Here is a 17,885-nt window from a genome sequence, read left to right on the forward strand (position 1 = left end):
CGGAGCCTTTCAATTTGTAACGATGGCCTATTTGATAGCAAAGGTTGGCAATGATAAATGCCAACGAATGGCACCAAGCCTAATCAATAGTGTTGAGAACACGCCAGCTAAAAATGCAGTTTCTGAGTCGTGTCCCATGCTGATCGCCATTGTATGGAAAGCGCCGCCAATGATGCAAGCGGTCGCGTAGACTTCACTTCTTAGAATCATTGGTACTTCACGGGCAAGTACGTCACGGATAATACCGCCACCGCAGCCGGTGATGACACCCATGATGATGGCCACTAGCGCTGAATCTTGATAGGTAAGCGCTTTTTCTACACCAATACCAACAAACACCGCGAGGCCGATCGCATCACACACCGGCAATATCCACCAAGCCAGACGTTTTGGGCGCCTTACAATAATCATAGTCAGCAAACAGGTGGTGATGATGACCCAAAGGTAGGTGGTATCGGTGATCCAAAATACGGGAGTCGCGCCCAGAGCCATGTCTCGAATTGTACCGCCACCAATTGCAGTAACACTGCCTAGAACGGCTACGCCAAAGGGATCCATCTTAAGACGGCCAGCGACAAATACACCTGAGACGGCAAAGATGGCAGTGCCAAATAAATCGATAATATAAAGCAGCATGGAGTCCATGATACTGGTGCTCTTATAGTTAAAATTGTAGGGATAGGTCGGTGGCGAATTGTACGAAAAAACGCAGCAAATAGTTAGTGATTTTGCCTAGCTCTATCGAAGAAATCGCACACTTGTTGGATCGCTTTCAAAGTTCTCGTTGTCGGGCGATTAATCCAGTCAGAATTGAGGGACCAAATCTGATTTTGAGCGACAGCTGGGATCTCATCTTCCCATGTTTGCCATATGGTTCCATTCTCAATCGCGTGCTGAGAAGTGAAGATCACTTGCGGTTTTCTTAAGACAACTTGTTCAATTCCAACTTGCGGATAAGGGGATGCGCTGTCTTCAAAAATATTGCGGCCACCACAAAACTCAAACACCTCACTTGGCCAGTGCCCTTGAGCAACTGTGATGATCGGTTTCTCACTGAGTTGGTAGAAGTAGTTTACTGGCTCGGCATCTTTGTATTTTATTCTCAACGCCTTGAGCTGCTCTTTGTATTGCTGAGCGTTATTTTCGCCAATGCTTGGATCGCTAGCGTATTGGCTGAGTTGTTCAATATTGGTGGCGATACTGTTTAGGCTTTTGGTCTTGGAGTAGTAAAGATTAAAACCAAATTGCTCTAGTTTCGCCAGTTCTCTGGGCGGGTTTCCGGCTGGCCACGCAAGAATCAAATCAGGCTGAAGTGCAATGATCTTCTCAACCTTGATGCCTTGGTAATTCGCCACTTTCTCTAGCTTGTCAGCTTGTGGTGGGTAATCACTTCGCTCACTAACCGCGACAAGCTTATCACCTAAACCAGCGCTGTAGGCGAGCTCAGTGGCGTGAGGAGCAAGGCTTACTACGCGTTGAGCTGGCTGTACTTTTTCTGGAGTCAGCGATGTTTCTTCTGCAAATGATAAAGGCAGCCATAAGCTGGAAGATAAAAGAGTAAGTCTTGTAACAAGTGCTAAAGGTTTCACTCTAAATCCCTTGGTGAACAAATAGTAAGATTAGGCTTTGTAAAAATATCCAGATAGCGATACGGCCAAATAGTAGCTTCTGAACCTGCGACAAATGCAGGGCTGATGGGGCGATTCTGCCACCTAATTTGGCTCGAATGGCTTTGGTGTTGTCGTAAATCGCTGGGCCACCCAATGACAGCTCAAGCTTGTTGCCAACGGCCGTGATTAACCATGCAGGGCCGGGCAGTGGCCAAGAGCGACTTTGGACTAGCATCATTTTAAATGTGTGCGTGGCTTTATCACCACATACGATCATCAAAGCAAATAAACGCATCGGTATAAATTCGAGAATAGCGACGATCTTGATTGCCGTTGATCCAAATGGAGAAAATTGCTTGCGACTTGGCGACCAAGCTCGAGCTAACTCGACTACTAGACGATACATTAACGCGGCGATGCCACCACCAATGGCGTACCAGAACAACACACAAACCACGTTACGAGCGTAACCCATGATGATGGTTTCTACGGCGGCTTTACCTAGGCCAAGTGATGACAGTGATTCAGTTTGACGATTAACAATCGGCGCCAATAACTGGCGAGCCGTGGCTTTATCTTCTCGACCAAGTGCTTTGATCAGTTGGTTTGTTAGCTTTTCATTGTTGCGCCAATCAATCGCCAGTAATAACAGTGCTAATTCAAACAGTTGAGATTGCCAAACCAATGGTTGCAGTGCTAATAGAATTACTAGACTCGGCAGTACCATCAATCCCCAAGCTAATGTGCCCGAGATTAAGCTTTGGGAATAGTTTTGGTTGTTATTAACCTTGCTTGCTAAAAGCTCAGCAAACTTATGCCATAAGGTTGTGGGATGTGCGGCATGGGGGATAGGTAAAATCAAATGAAAAAGCAGTGCTCCCCACATTACAAGGAGCACGCCATTTGCAAATACCTGATCAAACAGTGTTTGCATGTCTAGTCGCTTAGTTTAGTAGGGCAACCATCTTGATAACCATTTCTGAAGAGCTTTGTGCTGCTAGTGGCAGAAACTCTTCGAAGCTCATTGGTGATTCTTTGTCTGCAACGTCAGAGATTGCACGAACAACCACGAATGGTACTTGGAATTGGTGACAAGCTTGAGCGATAGCCGATGCTTCCATCTCTACAGCAACGACAGATGGGAAGTGCTTGCGAATGAACGCTTGACGTTCTGCTGTGCAAACAAATGCGTCGCCAGTACAGATAAGACCGCGAACGGCGTGCTTATCTTCCATTTGTGCTAGTGCTTGTTCAGCGACAGCCATCAGCTTGTCGTCAGCTTTAAATGCTGCAGGTTGACCTGCCATTTGGCCGATTTCGTAACCGAAAGCTGTAACGTCTGCATCGTGGTGACGAACTTCAGTTGAGATCACGACATCACCAAGGTTCAGTGTTGAATCAAAACCGCCAGCAGAGCCCGTGTTTAGAACAACATCTGGTTGGTATTCGCTTAATAGGATTGAAGTCCCAACAGCCGCTGCTACTTTACCAATGCCTGATTGAAGTAAAACAACGTCAACACCATTTAGCTGACCAGAGAAAAAGGTACAACCGCCTTTATTAACTTCAGTAATGTCTGAAATTGCTGCTTTTAGGATCGCAACTTCTTGCTCCATTGCGCCAATGATGCCGATTTTCATGTGTAGTCTCTTAATAAATAATATTTAAACAGTAGAGCGAAATTGTAGCATGGATAAGAAGTGTCGAGCGACTGCCCAGAGGCACTTCTCATCCGAATAGCAGTGATTTATCTGCGGATTCTTTTATCTATTTGATTAGGCCTTCGCTTTTTAAGCTAGCACGAAGTTGTTCTGCACGTTTTCTGTTTACGCCAAAATCAGAATGGCCAGTGCGAGATTCTGAACGCACGATCAGTTTGTCATCAGTGATCTTAAGTTCTAAGTCATCGACAAAGCGCATGATGCGAGAAGTACATTCAATACGCAGATAATCTTCTGTTTTACTCGCGGTTTTCGATCCAGGTAAAGTTAGTGCAACCTGCTCAATCGCATCTAAGTTTGCTGAGTCAGATAACTCAAACGTGTCCAATGCATGCTGCTCACGGCCATCTTGAGTTGATACGCAGTTTGGTTTGTCTCCACAAGGTGATGAAGTTCTGTCTTTCATGTTCGTGATTCCTTGGCTGCATGCGGTTAAAGTTAAAAGAGATAGAGAAAGGAGAGCGGCTTTTTTCATGGTGTTTCCTATGGCTTGTTTTTAATTCTAATTGTAGTTATCGGCATTGGTTTATTTGTAATTGTTTTACGTATTTTCGTGATGCTTGTGATAAACGTATCTAGTTTAAAAAGGATCCATAATTGGATCCCTTTTTTATAGTAACGAACTGAGTAATAAAGGAAACCTAGTCACACTTCTAGGTAATCCAATATTCCTTCCGCGGCTTTACGGCCTTCATCGATAGCAGTCACCACTAAATCAGATCCTCGAACTGCATCACCACCTGCAAAGATCTTACTGTTGGTGGTTTGGTATTGAAACTCTTGCTGTCCGGGAGCCTTGATGCGACCCCATTGGTCGAGCTCTACACCAAATGGTTCTAGCCATTCCATTGCATGAGGTTGGAAACCAAATGCCATGATCACAGCATCGGCTTCTAGAACATGTTCACTGCCTTCAACGGGTTCCGGACGACGTCGGCCTGCTTCATCTGGTTCACCTAGCGCCGTTTTCACCACTTTGACGCCAGTAACATGACCTGATGAATCGGTTTCCAATGCTAATGGCTGAAGGTTGAACATGAACTTCACGCCTTCTTCTTTTGCATTCTTCACCTCACGGCGAGAGCCTGGCATGTTGGCCTCATCACGACGATAAGCACAGACGACGTTAGCAGCATGCTGACGAATAGACGTTCGAACACAGTCCATCGCAGTATCACCACCACCAAGCACGACCACTTTTTTGCCTTTCATGTCGATGAATGGCGTTGGATTATCCAGCTCCATGACCTTGTAGGTATTGGAAACAAGAAAGGGTAGAGCATCATAAACGCCCGGTGCTTCTTCGTTGTCTAACCCAGCTCGCATGTTTTTATAGGTACCGACCCCTAAGAAAACGGCATCATAATCATCGACAAGTTGTTGTAGTTGAACGTCTTTACCGACTTCGGTATTCATCTTAAATTCGACACCCATACCACTAAAGATACGGCGACGGTTTTCCATGATGCCTTTCTCGAGTTTGAACGATGGGATACCAAACGTTAGTAGGCCACCGATCTCCGGGTAGCGGTCAAATACCACGGCCTTCACACCGTTTCGAACTAAGATATCAGCTGCTGCAAGACCTGCAGGGCCAGCGCCAATGATCGCGACCTTTTTGTCGGTCCATTCAACGTGAGACATGTCTGGTTTCCAGCCCATCTCAAACGCTTTGTCATTGATGTATTTTTCAATGTTGCCGATGGTTACTGCGCCGAAATCGTCGTTGAGGGTACAAGAGCCTTCACATAGACGATCTTGAGGACAAACTCGGCCGCAAACCTCAGGCAAGCTGTTGGTTTGGTGAGACAGTTCAGCCGCTTCGATAATACGCCCTTCATTGGCAAGCTTGAGCCATTGAGGGATATAGTTATGGACTGGACACTTCCATTCACAGTAGGGGTTACCGCAGTCTAGACAGCGGTCAGCTTGCGCTTTGGCTTGTTGCTTAGTGAAAGGTTCGTAGATCTCTACAAACTCAATCTTACGTATCTTGATTGGCTTCTTCGCTGGGTCTACGCGATTCACATCAATAAATTGGTATACATTCTGGCTCATTATTGGCTCCTTCCAATTATTGCGCTTGAACACGAAGTTCAGCAGAGCTACGACTTTGGTGGCCGAGCAAGGTGTTAAGATCCGCCGTCTTTGGCTTCACTAAGTAGAACTTCGGAATCCATTCATCAAAGTTCGCCAGAATAGCTTCAGCGTGTACTGAGCCCGTTTCTTCTAAGTGTTCTGCAATTAAGCCACGCAGATGTTCTTGGTGGATAAATAGGTCAGACAGAGAAAGTGCCTCGACCGACTCGTTGTTCACTCGGCCTTGGAAGTCTTCATTCTTATCCATCACATAAGCAAAACCACCTGTCATACCCGCGCCGAAGTTCACGCCCGTTGCACCAAGAATGGCAACAATACCACCAGTCATGTATTCACAGGCGTTGTCACCCGCACCTTCAATCACAGCAACCGTGCCTGAGTTACGTACACCAAATCGTTCGCCAGCAGTACCAGCAGCAAACAGCTTGCCTCCGGTTGCGCCATACAGACAAGTGTTGCCGATAATGGTCGCTTCGTTACAGGTAAATGCGGTGCCTTGGTGAGGCTTGATAACCACTTTTCCGCCAGCCATGCCTTTGCCAACATAGTCATTGGCATCACCTGTTAGGTAAAGCTCAACACCACCTGCGTTCCAAACTGCAAAAGATTGGCCTGCGGTGCCGTCGAGGTACAACTTGATTGGTGAACCTGCCATGCCTTGGTTGCCGTATCGCTTAGCAATTTCGCCAGAGATACGAGCGCCAATCGAACGATCGGTGTTGATCACGTTGTAGTAAAGGCTGGTGGATTGACGTTTCTCAATTGCCTCGATTACGTCATCAAGGATCTGTTGGTTGAGCTGAGCCTTATCAAACGGTGCGTTTGGTTCTGTCCAAAACAGTGGATGACCTTCAGTAGATACCGGAGCTTCCAATATCGATGAAAGATCCAACTTACTCTGCTTCGCCGTGAGACCTTGAACGGCTTCAAGCAAATCAGTACGGCCAATCAGGTCAGTAAGCTTTTCTACGCCAAGCTCTGCAAGGTATTGGCGAACCTCATCGGCTAGGCCGGTAAAGTAGTTCACCACCATGTCTGGTAGGCCTTTGAAGTATTCACGACGTAGGGTTTCATCTTGAGTCGCCACACCTGTCGCACAGTTATTTAGGTGACAAATTCTTAAGAACTTACAACCCATTGCTACCATTGGTGCAGTACCAAAACCAAAGCTCTCTGCACCTAAAATCGCACCCTTGATAACATCGAGGCCGGTTTTTAAACCACCATCGACTTGCAGGCGAATTTTATGACGAAGCCCGTTGGCGACGAGTGCTTGTTGAGTTTCAGCTAAGCCAAGCTCCCAGGGACAACCTGCGTATTTCACTGAGGTCAGTGGGCTTGCTGCGGTACCGCCGTCGTAACCTGAAATGGTGATCAGGTCGGCATAAGCTTTCGCCACACCTGTAGCAATGGTGCCGACACCCGGCTCAGATACTAACTTCACTGAAACCAAGGCTTTAGGATTAACTTGCTTAAGGTCGAAAATCAGCTGAGCCAGATCTTCGATAGAGTAGATATCGTGATGCGGAGGAGGGGAGATCAGAGTCACGCCTTGAACTGAGTATCTCAGCTTGGCTATTTCTGCGGTGACTTTATGACCCGGCAGCTGACCGCCTTCTCCTGGCTTCGCACCTTGCGCGACCTTGATTTGTAGAACATCCGCATTGGTTAAGTAATGTGGCGTCACACCAAAACGACCGGAAGCTATCTGTTTGATGCGCGAGTTACGATCAGTCCCAAAGCGTCGTGGATCTTCACCGCCTTCACCAGAGTTAGAATAACCACCTAATCGGTTCATCGCCATGGCCAGCGCTTCATGAGCTTCGGGGCTCAAGGCACCAATCGACATCGCGGCAGAATCGAAGCGTTTAAAGAGATCGCTACTTGGCTCGACTTGCTCTAGCGGCAGAGGTTGTTCGGCTTTTTTGAGGCTCATTAAGTCGCGCAGCATAGCAGCAGGACGAGCATTAACTTGCTTCGCAAAAGATTGATAATCCGATGTTTCACCTGTCTTTACAGCGGTTTGCAAGGTACTGACTACGTCTGGGTTGTAGGCGTGGTATTCGCCGCCATGTACGTATTTGAGTAAGCCACCATGTTCCAGTGGTTTACGTTTTGTCCATGCTTTACGAGATAGGTTATAGATGTCTTGTTGGAAGTCGCTAAAGCTAGCGCCTTGGATGCGAGTCGTTACGCCACGGAAACACAGATCAACAACATCGGTATGTAAACCTACTGCCTCAAATAACTGCGAGCAGCGATACGAAGCAATCGTTGAGATACCCATCTTCGACATGATCTTATACAGACCTTTGTTGATGCCGTTTTGGTAATTTTGCAATGCAGTGCGATAGTCTTTATCTAATGAACCATCGTCCAACATTTTGCCCAGAGCTTCATAAGCGAGATATGGGTAAACTGCGGTAGCACCGAAGCCAAGCAGTACGGCAAATTGGTGCGGGTCACGTGCGGTTGCTGTTTCAACCACGATGTTAGCATCACAACGTAGGTTGTTGTCTGCAAGTCTGGTTTGTACGGCACCGACAGCCATGGCGGCAGGAACTGGCAGCCTACCTTTTTCTAAACCTTTGTCTGAAAGTACAATCAAAACTGCACCATCACGCACTTCTTCCACTGCACGATCACACAAGTCGTTGATGGCTTGTTCGAGATCTTTATCTGCCGGATCATAGTGCATGCTAAGAATAGCGTGACCATAATGCTTTTGACTTAACTGCAGAAGCTGCTGCATATCAGAGTAAAGCAGCACCGGTGAATCAAACGTCACACGATAAGCGTGGCCATCGGTTTCACAGAATACATTCATCTCTTGGCCGATACTGGTCGCCAAAGACATCACGTGTTTTTCACGCAGAGGGTCAATCGGTGGGTTGGTTACTTGGGCAAACTTCTGACGGAAATAATCCGTAATAAGACGTTCTTTAGAAGACAGAACGGCCATTGGCGTATCATCGCCCATCGAGCCGACCGCTTCCTGTCCCATATCACCGAGTACGCGAAGTACTTGGTCTGATTCTTCGTTACTCATCGCAAATTGTTTTTGATAAGTTTTTAGTGTGTCATCGTCAAAGCTACGCTTACCGACTTGATCATCTGACAATTCGGAAAACGGTGTTAATTTGTGAACGTTCTTTTCCATCCACTCTTTATAAGGGTGTCGACCTTTCAGATCATTGTCGATCTCATTAGATTGCCATAGCTTGCCGCGACGAGTGTCAATAACAAGCAGTTCACCAGGCCCAACGCGACCTTTCTCTGCTACTTCATCTGGCGCGTAGTTCCAAATACCCACTTCTGATGCCAAAGTGATCAGGTTGTCTTTGGTAATGACATAGCGTGCTGGACGTAAGCCGTTTCTATCAAGGTTACATGCTGCATAACGACCATCTGAAAGTACGATACCAGCTGGGCCATCCCACGGTTCCATATGTTTGGAGTTGAAGTCGTAAAAGGCACGTAACTCAGGATCCATATCTGGGTGGTTTTGCCAAGCGGGCGGCACAAGCATACGCATCGCTCTGAACACATCCATACCACCAGCAAGGAACAGGTCGAGCATGTTATCTAAGCTTGATGAGTCTGAGCCTGTCTCATTTACAAAAGGTGCGGCTGTTTGTAAATCAGGCAACAGTGGTGAGGAGAATTTGTAAGCACGAGCCTTAGCCCATTGACGGTTGCCTTCGATGGTATTGATCTCACCATTGTGCGCCAAATAGCGGAATGGCTGAGCCAATGGCCAACGTGGCTGAGTATTGGTTGAGAAGCGCTGGTGGAACAGACATATCGCCGATTCCATACGTAAGTCAGCGAGATCGAGGTAAAATCGCGGTAGATCGGCAGGCATGCACAAGCCTTTGTAAACCATGACTTGGGTCGACAGGCTACAAATATAGAAATCTTTGTCTTCGGTGATCTGCTTTTCAATTCTACGGCGAGCGATATAAAGGCGTCGTTCAATATCGCGTTCACGCCAGCCAGCAGGGGCTGAGATAAAGACTTGCTGAATATTAGGAACGGAATCTTTGGCGATTGGACCTAATACATCGGTGTTGGTCGGCACAACGCGCCAACCCGCGATGGTTAAGGTCTCGTGAGCGAGCTCTTTATTGACGATGTCTTGCGCGGATTGTGCTTTGATTGGGTCTTGGCTGAAGAAAACCATGCCGACAGCGTATTGCTTGCCGAGCTTGAAGTTATTCTCTTCTGCAATAATTCTGAGGTAGGAGTCTGGTTTCTGTAGTAATAAGCCACAACCATCTCCGGTTTTGCCATCCGCGGCGATACCACCACGGTGTGTCATGCGATCGAGGGCTGAAATAGCAGTTCGTACCAACTTATGACTAGGTTGGCCTTCCATTTGCGCTATTAAACCAAATCCACAGTTGTCTTTTTCAAGACTAGGATCATATAGAGCCATTGCAATTCTCCCTTTTGCTTCTCTGTCATCCAGACAGTAAATGACTAACTATTCATATACTTGTTGTTTTTTATAAACTTGTTCTTATATAAACTGATAGTTTGTTTTTAGCTAGTTAAAACGTTATTAGCTGTGTTAACAAAACCTATTGGTTTTATTTTCATCAGCTTTACAACGTATAGCTAATTGTGTTTAAGGTCAAGTTCATGGTTAATTATCATGCGTAAACGCGATTAGCCACGTAATAACCTGAAATAATAGAACTATATCAAAGAGATATGAAAGCCAGTTGTTAACGGGATTTAACAGCTATCGTAGATGTATTGAAAGTGACAGGCAGAAAAAAGGCTAGCATCGAGTGCTAGCCAAATACAAAAGTTAGGAAGGGTGTTGCTTTTTCCCTAAGCTAACGTCAGCGACGTTAGCCCGAGAAATATTATGCGGAAAGCATGAGTGAATCAGCTTTCGCTTCTAAGTTTGAGTTACCCATTAAGAAGTCATCAATCGCAATTGCACATTCACGGCCTTCGTTAATACAACGTACGACTAGCGACTGGCCAGTACGCATATCACCAGCAGCGAAAACGCCTTTCTGGTTCGTCGCGTAACCTTCAGAGGCCACGTTACCGCGCTCATCCAGTTTAATGTCTAGCTGAGCCAGTACACCTGTTGGTTCTGGGTGTAAGAAGCCCATTGCTAGGAACGCCATATCACAAGGAATAACACGTTCAGAGTTAGCCACTTCATCAAAGCCTGGACGCTCGCCTGGTTTCGCGTCTTGCCAAACAATGTCTGCAATACGTAGACCCGTCACTTGACCTTTATCGTTGCCGATGAATTCTTTGGTCAGGATGTTCCAATGACGCTCACAACCTTCTTCGTGAGAAGTGGTGGTTTTCATGATCATTGGGTATTGAGGCCAAGGCATGTTCGCAGGACGTTTCTCAGGTGGGATCGGCATGATCTCAACTTGAGTAATGCTTGCTGCCTTATGGCGGTTTGAAGTACCCACACAGTCAGAACCTGTATCACCACCACCGATAACCACAATGTGCTTATCTTTAGCATGGATTTCTTCGGTCTTGAGATCTAAATCGTTGGCACGGCGGTTATTTTGACCAAGGAATTCCATAGCAAAATGCACACCTTCCAACTCACGACCTGGGATTGGCAAGTCGCGTGGAACCGTAGAACCACCCGTTAGTAATACCACATCGAACTCTTGACGTAGTTGTTGAGCATTAACATCAACACCAATGTGCTGGTTAACTTTAAACTCAACGCCCGCTTCAGCCATTAGGTTGATCTTACGATCGATGACGTCCATACCCAGTTTGAAATCTGGAATACCGAAGCGAAGTAGACCACCTACTTTTTCGTCACGTTCAAATACCGTTACTGAGTGACCAGCACTGTTTAGCTGTTCAGCAGCGGCTAGGCCAGCAGGACCTGAACCGATCACGGCTACCGTTTTACCTGTGCGAGAACGTGGCGTTTTCGGTTTTGCGTATCCTTCACGGTACGCAGTTTCAACAATTGTTTTCTCGATATTACAGATAGTGATTGGATCTTGGTTGATACCAAGAACACAGGCACTTTCACAAGGAGCAGGACAAACACGACCTGTAAACTCAGGGAAATTGTTGGTAGAGCTTAGAATGTTCCAAGCCTCTTCCCAGCTGTCACGGTAAACCGCGTCATTGAATTCTGGGATGATGTTACCAATCGGACAGCCGTTGTGACAGAAAGGTACGCCACAGTCCATACAACGAGATGCTTGAGTATTGATCTTTTCACCAAACTCTTCGTTAAGTACGAACTCTTTGTTGTCTTCGATACGAACCGATGGGTCGAGCTTCTTTGGAAGCTCACGACCGTGTTCTAAAAATCCAGTAGGCTTACCCATTATACTGCCTCCACTTCTTCCGTTTGTGCCTGTTGTGCTTCAGCTTTACGCTTCTCAAGAACTGCTTTGTAGTCACGAGGCATTACTTTAACTAGTGATGCAACGCTTGTTTCAAAGTTGTCTAGGAAAGACTGAGCAACTTCACTTCCTGTGAATTCAACATGCTTCGTTAGCATATCGAGTAGAAGATCTTTATCTTCTTGTTCAATTGGGTCTAGGTCTACAAGTTCTGCGTTGAGCTTGGTTTCGAAGTCACCTGCTTTATCCCAAACATAAGCGACACCGCCACTCATACCTGCAGCAAAGTTACGACCCGTTGAGCCAAGGATAATTGCCGCGCCACCTGTCATGTACTCACAACCGTGATCACCAACACCTTCAACTACAACCTTCGCACCTGAGTTACGAACACAGAAACGTTCGCCAGCCATACCGCGAATGAAAGATTCACCAGAAGTGGCACCGTAGAAACATACGTTACCCACTACGATGTTGTCTTCTGCAACGATAGAAGATTTCGCATCTGGGTACAGTACCAATGTACCGCCAGACAGACCTTTACCCCAGTAATCGTTCGCGTCGCCTTCGACTTCGAACTTAACGCCTTTCGCAAGGAATGCACCGAAAGATTGGCCCGCACTACCGTGGAACTTAACGTTCATTGGTTGTGGTAAACCTTGGTCTTTGTAAACCTTCGAGATTTCGTTCGACAGCATGGTACCTGCAGAGCGATCCGTGTTGATGATAGGGAAGGTCGCATTCACGGCTTCGCCTTTCTCAAGTGCTGGAATTGCAGCTTGAATCAACTTACGGTCTAGAACGTCTTCTAGGTTGTGATTTTGTTTTGTCTGGTTGTAGATACCATCTTCAGCACGAGCCTGCTCAATGTGCAGTACTGGTGTTAGATCTAGGTTCTTGTACTTCCAGTGGCCGATGTCATCGCGAACTTTAAGTTTGTGTGATTGACCAACCATTTCGTCGATAGAATGGAAGCCAAGCTCAGCCATTACTTCACGTAAACCTTCAGCCATGTATTGGAAGAAAGTCACTACGTCTTCTACGCGGCCGTCGAAACGCTCACGCAGAGTTTTGTTCTGTGTTGCAATACCAACAGGACATGTATTTTTGTGACACTTACGCATCATGATACAGCCTTCAACAACCAATGCTGCTGTTGCTACGCCCCATTCTTCAGCGCCTAGTAACGTTGCGACTGCAAGGTCTCGTGGTGTTTTCATCTGACCATCAGACTGAACAACGATACGGTTACGCAGGCCGTTTTTCAGTAGTGTTTGGTGCGTTTCTGCTAGACCAAGTTCCCAAGGCAGACCTGTGTGACGGATAGAAGACATTGGAGATGCACCTGTACCGCCATCAAAACCTGCGATAAGTACCACGTCAGCTTTTGCTTTCGCTACGCCTGATGCAATCGTACCTACGCCTGCTTCCGATACTAGCTTCACGTTTACACGGCCATTACGGTTAGCATTTTTCAGATCGTAGATTAGTTGAGCCAAATCCTCGATTGAGTAGATATCGTGGTGTGGCGGTGGCGAGATAAGACCTACGCCCGGAGTCGAGTGACGTGTTGCGCCGATCCAGTCATCAACCTTATCACCAGGTAGTTGACCACCTTCGCCAGGTTTCGCACCTTGAGCCATCTTGATTTGCAGCTCATCAGCGTTAGATAGGTAGTAAGACGTTACACCAAAGCGACCAGAAGCCACCTGTTTGATTGCTGAACGTTCCCAGTCGCCATTTTCTTTACGCTCGAAACGTGCTGGGTCTTCACCACCTTCACCTGAGTTTGATTTCGCGCCAATGCGGTTCATCGCAACAGCGAGTGTTGAGTGAGCCTCATGCGAGATTGAACCAAAGCTCATTGCGCCTGTTGCGAAACGCTTAAGGATATTCTCGATTGGTTCTACTTCCGCTAGAGGGATAGAGCCTGCAGGGTTCTTGATGAAATCAAGTTGGCTACGTAGCGTTGCTGCGTTGTCGCCTTGGTCATCGACTGCTTTTGCGTACTTCTTGAATTGACCGTAATCTTTGTTACGCGTCGACTCTTGAAGTAGAGAAATCGTTTCAGGGTTGAACAAGTGTTTCTCACCACGTTGTTTCCACTGGTAAACACCACCAACGTCAAGAATTTGAGCTGGGATTTCACGAGCAGGGTAACCAACACGGTGACGAACCAGTACTTCTCGTGCGATATCGTCGATCGTTAGACCTTGGATACGAGAAACAGTACCAGTAAAGTATTTTTCAACCACCGATTTGCTAACACCAAGGGCTTCAAAAATTTGAGCACCATGGTAAGACTGTAACGTAGAGATCCCCATCTTAGAGAAGATCTTCAGTAGACCGCCGTTGACACCTTTACGGTAGTTATCGAAGAACTCACGTGGGTGTACGTTTGGATCTAGCTTCTTAGTACGTTGCAATTCAACAATCGTTTCAATAACTAGGTATGGGTTAACTGCGTTCGCACCGTAACCGATAAGTGTTGCAAAATGGTGAGTTTCACGAGCATCACCCGTTTCAACAACGATGTCACACTTAGCGCGTAGACCTTTACGGATTAGGTGGTGGTGAACCGCGCCAACTGCCAGCATTGCTGGAATAGCGGCGTGGTTAGAGTTAACGGCACGGTCAGTCAGTAGAATGATAGAGTAACCATCAATCACTGCGTCTTCTGCGTACTGACAGATACGCTTAAGTGCGCGCTCTAACTTGCCTTGATCTCCGTTTGCTTGGAATACGATATCTAGCGTCTTCGATTGAAGGTGCTCATTATCGATTGCACGAAGTTTCTCTAACTCTGAGTTAGAAAGAACAGGAGACTCAAGTTCCACTTTTTGACAGTGTTCAGGTGTTTCAGCAAGTAGGTTCTGATCTTTACCTAGGTAAGTGTTCAGAGACATAACCATACGCTCACGAATCGGGTCGATCGGCGGGTTAGTTACTTGTGCAAACAACTGCTTAAAGTAGTTTGAAAGGTGCTGCGATTGATGAGACAGAATCGCTAGCGGCCAGTCAGCACCCATTGCAGAAAGTGGCTCGTAGCCTGTTTTTGCAAGAGGGAGAATGATTTCGTTCACTTCTTCAGAGCTCACACCAAACGATTGCTGTTTGTGAAGCAGTTTCTCTGGAGAAGGTTGGTTAAATTCGTTGCTCGCATCCGGTAGCTTTTTCAAGCTCAGAAGATTCTCTTCAACCCATTTTTCGTAGGGTTGCGATTTAGCGATACCGTCTTTCACTTCTTCATCAGAAATGATGCGGCCTTGCTCAAGGTCAGCAACGAAGATACGACCAGGCTGTAGACGACCACGGTATTCAACGTTTTCTGGTGCGATTTCTACTACGCCAGATTCAGACGCCATTACTAGGAAGTCGTCTTTGGTCACCGTGTAGCGAGAAGGACGCAGACCATTCCGGTCAAGTGTTGCACCAACTTGAACACCATCGGTGAAACATACTGATGCAGGGCCATCCCATGGTTCCATTACGTTCGCGTGGTACTGGTAGAACGCACGACGAGTTGGATCCATGTTCTTGTTTTCTTGCCATGCTTCAGGGATCATCATCATCAATGCGTGTGGCAGAGTACGACCTGAAAGAACAAGAAGCTCAAGCGCCATATCGAAGTTTGATGAATCCGAGCTACCTTCCTGACAGATAGGAAGCAGCATGTCGATTTCAGCTTGTGTGAACAGATCCGATTCAAGGATCGCTTCACGCGCTTTCATCCAGTTTAGGTTACCGCGAACCGTGTTAATTTCGCCATTGTGTGCGATATAACGGAAAGGCTGAGCTAGACGCCAACGTGGGAATGTATTGGTAGAGAAGCGAGAGTGTACCAGTGCTAGAGCTGTCACCATGGTTGGGTTTTGCAGATCTAGGAAGTACTGAGGAACTTGTTCTGTTGTTAGCTGACCTTTGTACACCAATGTCTTGTAAGACATAGAGTTGATGTAGAAGTCATCACCGATATTTGACACGCTTTCTAGGCAAACACGAACGGTGTAGTTACGTAGAACATACAGTTTGCGCTCAAGCTCTTCTGGAGTGATACCAGGGCCGCCAGAGATAAATACGTGTTCAAATTGAGGTTCAGTGCTTAGTGGGTCAGCACCAATCATTGAATTGTCAGTTGGAAGTTCACGGTAACCGATAACTTCTAACTCTAGGCGCTGTGCATTGCGTTCTAGAATGTCACGACACTGTGCACGTTTGTGTTCATCTTTAGGGAAAAGTACAACACCAACACCATATTTTTCAAAAGATGGCAGTTTAATTCCAAGCTTTACGGCTTCTTCTAGTAAGAATTCGTGCGGCTTCTGTAGCAGGATACCTGCACCATCACCAGAACACGGATCGCAGCCTTGGCCGCCACGGTGTTCCATACGTGCAAGCATATCGAGTGCTTGAGTTACTACATCATGAGATTTGCGATTCTTTAGATGCGCAACAAAACCGATACCACAAGCGTCATGCTCCAATTCAGGAGTATACAGACCCTGTGAGTTCTGCTCTTGATCTACCATAGATACATCCTTCCAGTTAAATCTAGGCGCAACTTATTTGTATAAAGTTAGCCTTGTCCTTTTATATTTATGGGTCTAAACCTGCCTATGCTGGCGGTTTGAATCCTTTCCGTATCTCGCAGGAAAAGTATTGCGAGAAAAACAATCCTTAGTGATATCCGTTTATTTTTAACCACAAACTAGTGGTTTATATAGGTGGGATATGGGTATCACCGACTTATCAGCAAGTTTTGGTTGTAAGTAAATACTCAAAAATAGCCAATATGTGTAAGTATCCTACAATTTTGTCTAGGCGAATTGCAATGAAAGTTGCCCCATGTAGACCATTTTTTTCGTTTTATTTTGAATTTAATGCACAACAAATGTGCAACATTAGGCAAATAGAGCTGATTTTTTGCATGTTTATTGATATTTGATAGGTTGCTCGCAAAAAGCTTTGCGTAAACTATTTGGTCGAATTTTGCAGGGATGTAATTTTTTTTCAAAAAAGACTGATATTCATTCTTATTTACTGAGAACTTTGAAAATATGCAATTACATGAGTTGGTTAATACTATCGGCCAAGATCTTCAGCGTCGTTATGGTGAGAAGGTTCATAAGCTGACACTTCATGGTGGTTTTAGCTGCCCAAATAGAGATGGGACCATCGGTCGCGGTGGATGTACTTTTTGTAACGTTGCTTCGTTTGCGGATGAACAAACTCAAATTCAAAGTATTGCTGATCAGCTAAAAGATCGCGCCGGTGAGATCGCTCGTGCGAAGAAGTATCTTGCTTATTTTCAGGCATACACCAGCACTTATGCTGAAGTCCAAGTGCTCAAAAATATGTATGAAGAAGCGCTTAAAGCACCAGGTGCCGATATCGTAGGTCTTTGTGTTGGCACTAGGCCAGACTGCGTGCCTGATTCGGTATTGGAACTGCTAGCGGGTTACGTGGAACAAGGCTATGAGATTTGGCTAGAGCTAGGATTACAAACAGCCAATGATAAAACCCTTAAACGAATTAACCGTGGTCATGATTTTGCGGTGTATGAAACGATCACTCAGCGCGCACGGGCTTTAGGTATCAAAGTTTGTACGCACCTTATCGTCGGCCTGCCAAAAGAAACCAAAGTCGATAATCTGGAAACGTTAGACAAGGTATTAGCTGTTGGTACTGATGGTATCAAGCTTCACGGCCTTCATATTGTTGAGGGCAGTACCATGGCCAAAGCGTGGAAAGCTGGCAAACTCGAAGCGCCGACCCTGGAAGAGTATATTGATATCGCCAGTGAAATTATCCAGCGTACGCCTGCAAATGTGGTTTATCATCGTGTATCTTCAGCCGCTCGTCGTCCGACACTTCTTTCGCCATTGTGGTGTGAAAACCGCTGGTTAGCGATGACTGAAATTGGTCGTGAACTCGATAAAACAGGTGCGCAGGGCATCAAAACAGGTACGGCTTTCAAGTATACGCTCCCTGTATTAAATAGCGCCAATCTATAGAAATGCGTGGGAGTAGGTAACAGCAGATTAAACCAGCAAATAGTGGTAACATTTCCCTCACAGAATTTATGGTATAGA

Annotated in this window: 10 protein-coding genes; 1 reads left to right on the forward strand and 9 read right to left on the reverse strand. The window is 46.2% G+C overall.

Going from position 1 to position 17,885, the window contains the following annotated elements; genetic code table 11:
• Positions 1 to 27: 27 nt before the first annotated feature.
• The 9 genes from IQO02_RS04445 to gltB (IQO02_RS04485) form a co-directional block, all read right to left on the reverse strand.
• Positions 28 to 645, reverse strand: coding sequence for a TRIC cation channel family protein (locus IQO02_RS04445; protein WP_016767748.1), 618 nt, complete (start codon positions 643 to 645; stop codon positions 28 to 30).
• Between the two features lie 74 nt (positions 646 to 719).
• Positions 720 to 1,589, reverse strand: a complete 870-nt coding sequence (gene btuF, locus IQO02_RS04450; protein ID WP_016790333.1) for a vitamin B12 ABC transporter substrate-binding protein BtuF — start codon at positions 1,587 to 1,589, stop codon at positions 720 to 722.
• A gap of 1 nt (position 1,590) precedes the next feature.
• On the reverse strand, positions 1,591 to 2,544 hold the full coding sequence (locus IQO02_RS04455; protein WP_010434769.1) for a cobalamin biosynthesis family protein: 954 nt from the start codon (positions 2,542 to 2,544) through the stop codon (positions 1,591 to 1,593).
• A gap of 10 nt (positions 2,545 to 2,554) precedes the next feature.
• Complete coding sequence (gene mtnN / locus IQO02_RS04460; RefSeq protein WP_010434770.1) at positions 2,555 to 3,250, reverse strand: 5'-methylthioadenosine/S-adenosylhomocysteine nucleosidase; 696 nt, start codon at positions 3,248 to 3,250, stop codon at positions 2,555 to 2,557.
• A 127-nt stretch (positions 3,251 to 3,377) separates the two neighbouring features.
• The gene (locus IQO02_RS04465) at positions 3,378 to 3,806 is read right to left on the reverse strand and encodes a DUF1499 domain-containing protein (protein WP_016790334.1); all 429 of its coding nucleotides are present in this window, start codon (positions 3,804 to 3,806) and stop codon (positions 3,378 to 3,380) included.
• 170 nt (positions 3,807 to 3,976) lie between these two features.
• Positions 3,977 to 5,389, reverse strand: a complete 1,413-nt coding sequence (locus tag IQO02_RS04470; RefSeq protein ID WP_016787584.1) for an FAD-dependent oxidoreductase — start codon at positions 5,387 to 5,389, stop codon at positions 3,977 to 3,979.
• Between the two features lie 16 nt (positions 5,390 to 5,405).
• Entirely contained in the window at positions 5,406 to 9,869 is a 4,464-nt protein-coding gene (gene gltB / locus IQO02_RS04475; protein ID WP_046209299.1) for a glutamate synthase large subunit, read from the reverse strand.
• A gap of 436 nt (positions 9,870 to 10,305) precedes the next feature.
• Complete coding sequence (locus IQO02_RS04480; protein ID WP_010434774.1) at positions 10,306 to 11,775, reverse strand: glutamate synthase subunit beta; 1,470 nt, start codon at positions 11,773 to 11,775, stop codon at positions 10,306 to 10,308.
• A complete protein-coding gene (gltB, locus tag IQO02_RS04485) occupies positions 11,775 to 16,322 on the reverse strand; it encodes a glutamate synthase large subunit (protein WP_010434775.1) in 4,548 nt (1,515 codons plus the stop codon). The genes IQO02_RS04480 and gltB (IQO02_RS04485) overlap by 1 nt, the downstream gene beginning before the upstream one ends.
• Positions 16,323 to 16,850: 528 nt before the next feature.
• On the opposite strand from gltB (IQO02_RS04485), the gene IQO02_RS04490 reads away from it, so the two are divergent.
• A complete protein-coding gene (locus tag IQO02_RS04490; protein WP_010434776.1) occupies positions 16,851 to 17,807 on the forward strand; it encodes a TIGR01212 family radical SAM protein in 957 nt (318 codons plus the stop codon).
• Positions 17,808 to 17,885: the final 78 nt, after the last annotated feature.

This window comes from Vibrio sp. OPT24 (genome assembly GCF_015163545.1).
Classification (GTDB): domain Bacteria; phylum Pseudomonadota; class Gammaproteobacteria; order Enterobacterales; family Vibrionaceae; genus Vibrio; species Vibrio cyclitrophicus.

What these genes read in the sequence shown, in the direction of transcription:
- IQO02_RS04445 (WP_016767748.1), bottom strand. Translation starts at nt 645, where the DNA reads ATGGACTCCATGCTGCTTTATATTATCGATTTATTTGGCACTGCCATC.
- IQO02_RS04455 (WP_010434769.1), bottom strand. Translation starts at nt 2,544, where the DNA reads ATGCAAACACTGTTTGATCAGGTATTTGCAAATGGCGTGCTCCTTGTA.
- mtnN (WP_010434770.1), bottom strand. Translation starts at nt 3,250, where the DNA reads ATGAAAATCGGCATCATTGGCGCAATGGAGCAAGAAGTTGCGATCCTA.
- IQO02_RS04465 (WP_016790334.1), bottom strand. Translation starts at nt 3,806, where the DNA reads ATGAAAAAAGCCGCTCTCCTTTCTCTATCTCTTTTAACTTTAACCGCA.
- IQO02_RS04470 (WP_016787584.1), bottom strand. Translation starts at nt 5,389, where the DNA reads ATGAGCCAGAATGTATACCAATTTATTGATGTGAATCGCGTAGACCCA.
- gltB (WP_046209299.1), bottom strand. Translation starts at nt 9,869, where the DNA reads ATGGCTCTATATGATCCTAGTCTTGAAAAAGACAACTGTGGATTTGGT.
- IQO02_RS04480 (WP_010434774.1), bottom strand. Translation starts at nt 11,775, where the DNA reads ATGGGTAAGCCTACTGGATTTTTAGAACACGGTCGTGAGCTTCCAAAG.
- gltB (WP_010434775.1), bottom strand. Translation starts at nt 16,322, where the DNA reads ATGGTAGATCAAGAGCAGAACTCACAGGGTCTGTATACTCCTGAATTG.
- IQO02_RS04490 (WP_010434776.1), top strand. Translation starts at nt 16,851, where the DNA reads ATGCAATTACATGAGTTGGTTAATACTATCGGCCAAGATCTTCAGCGT.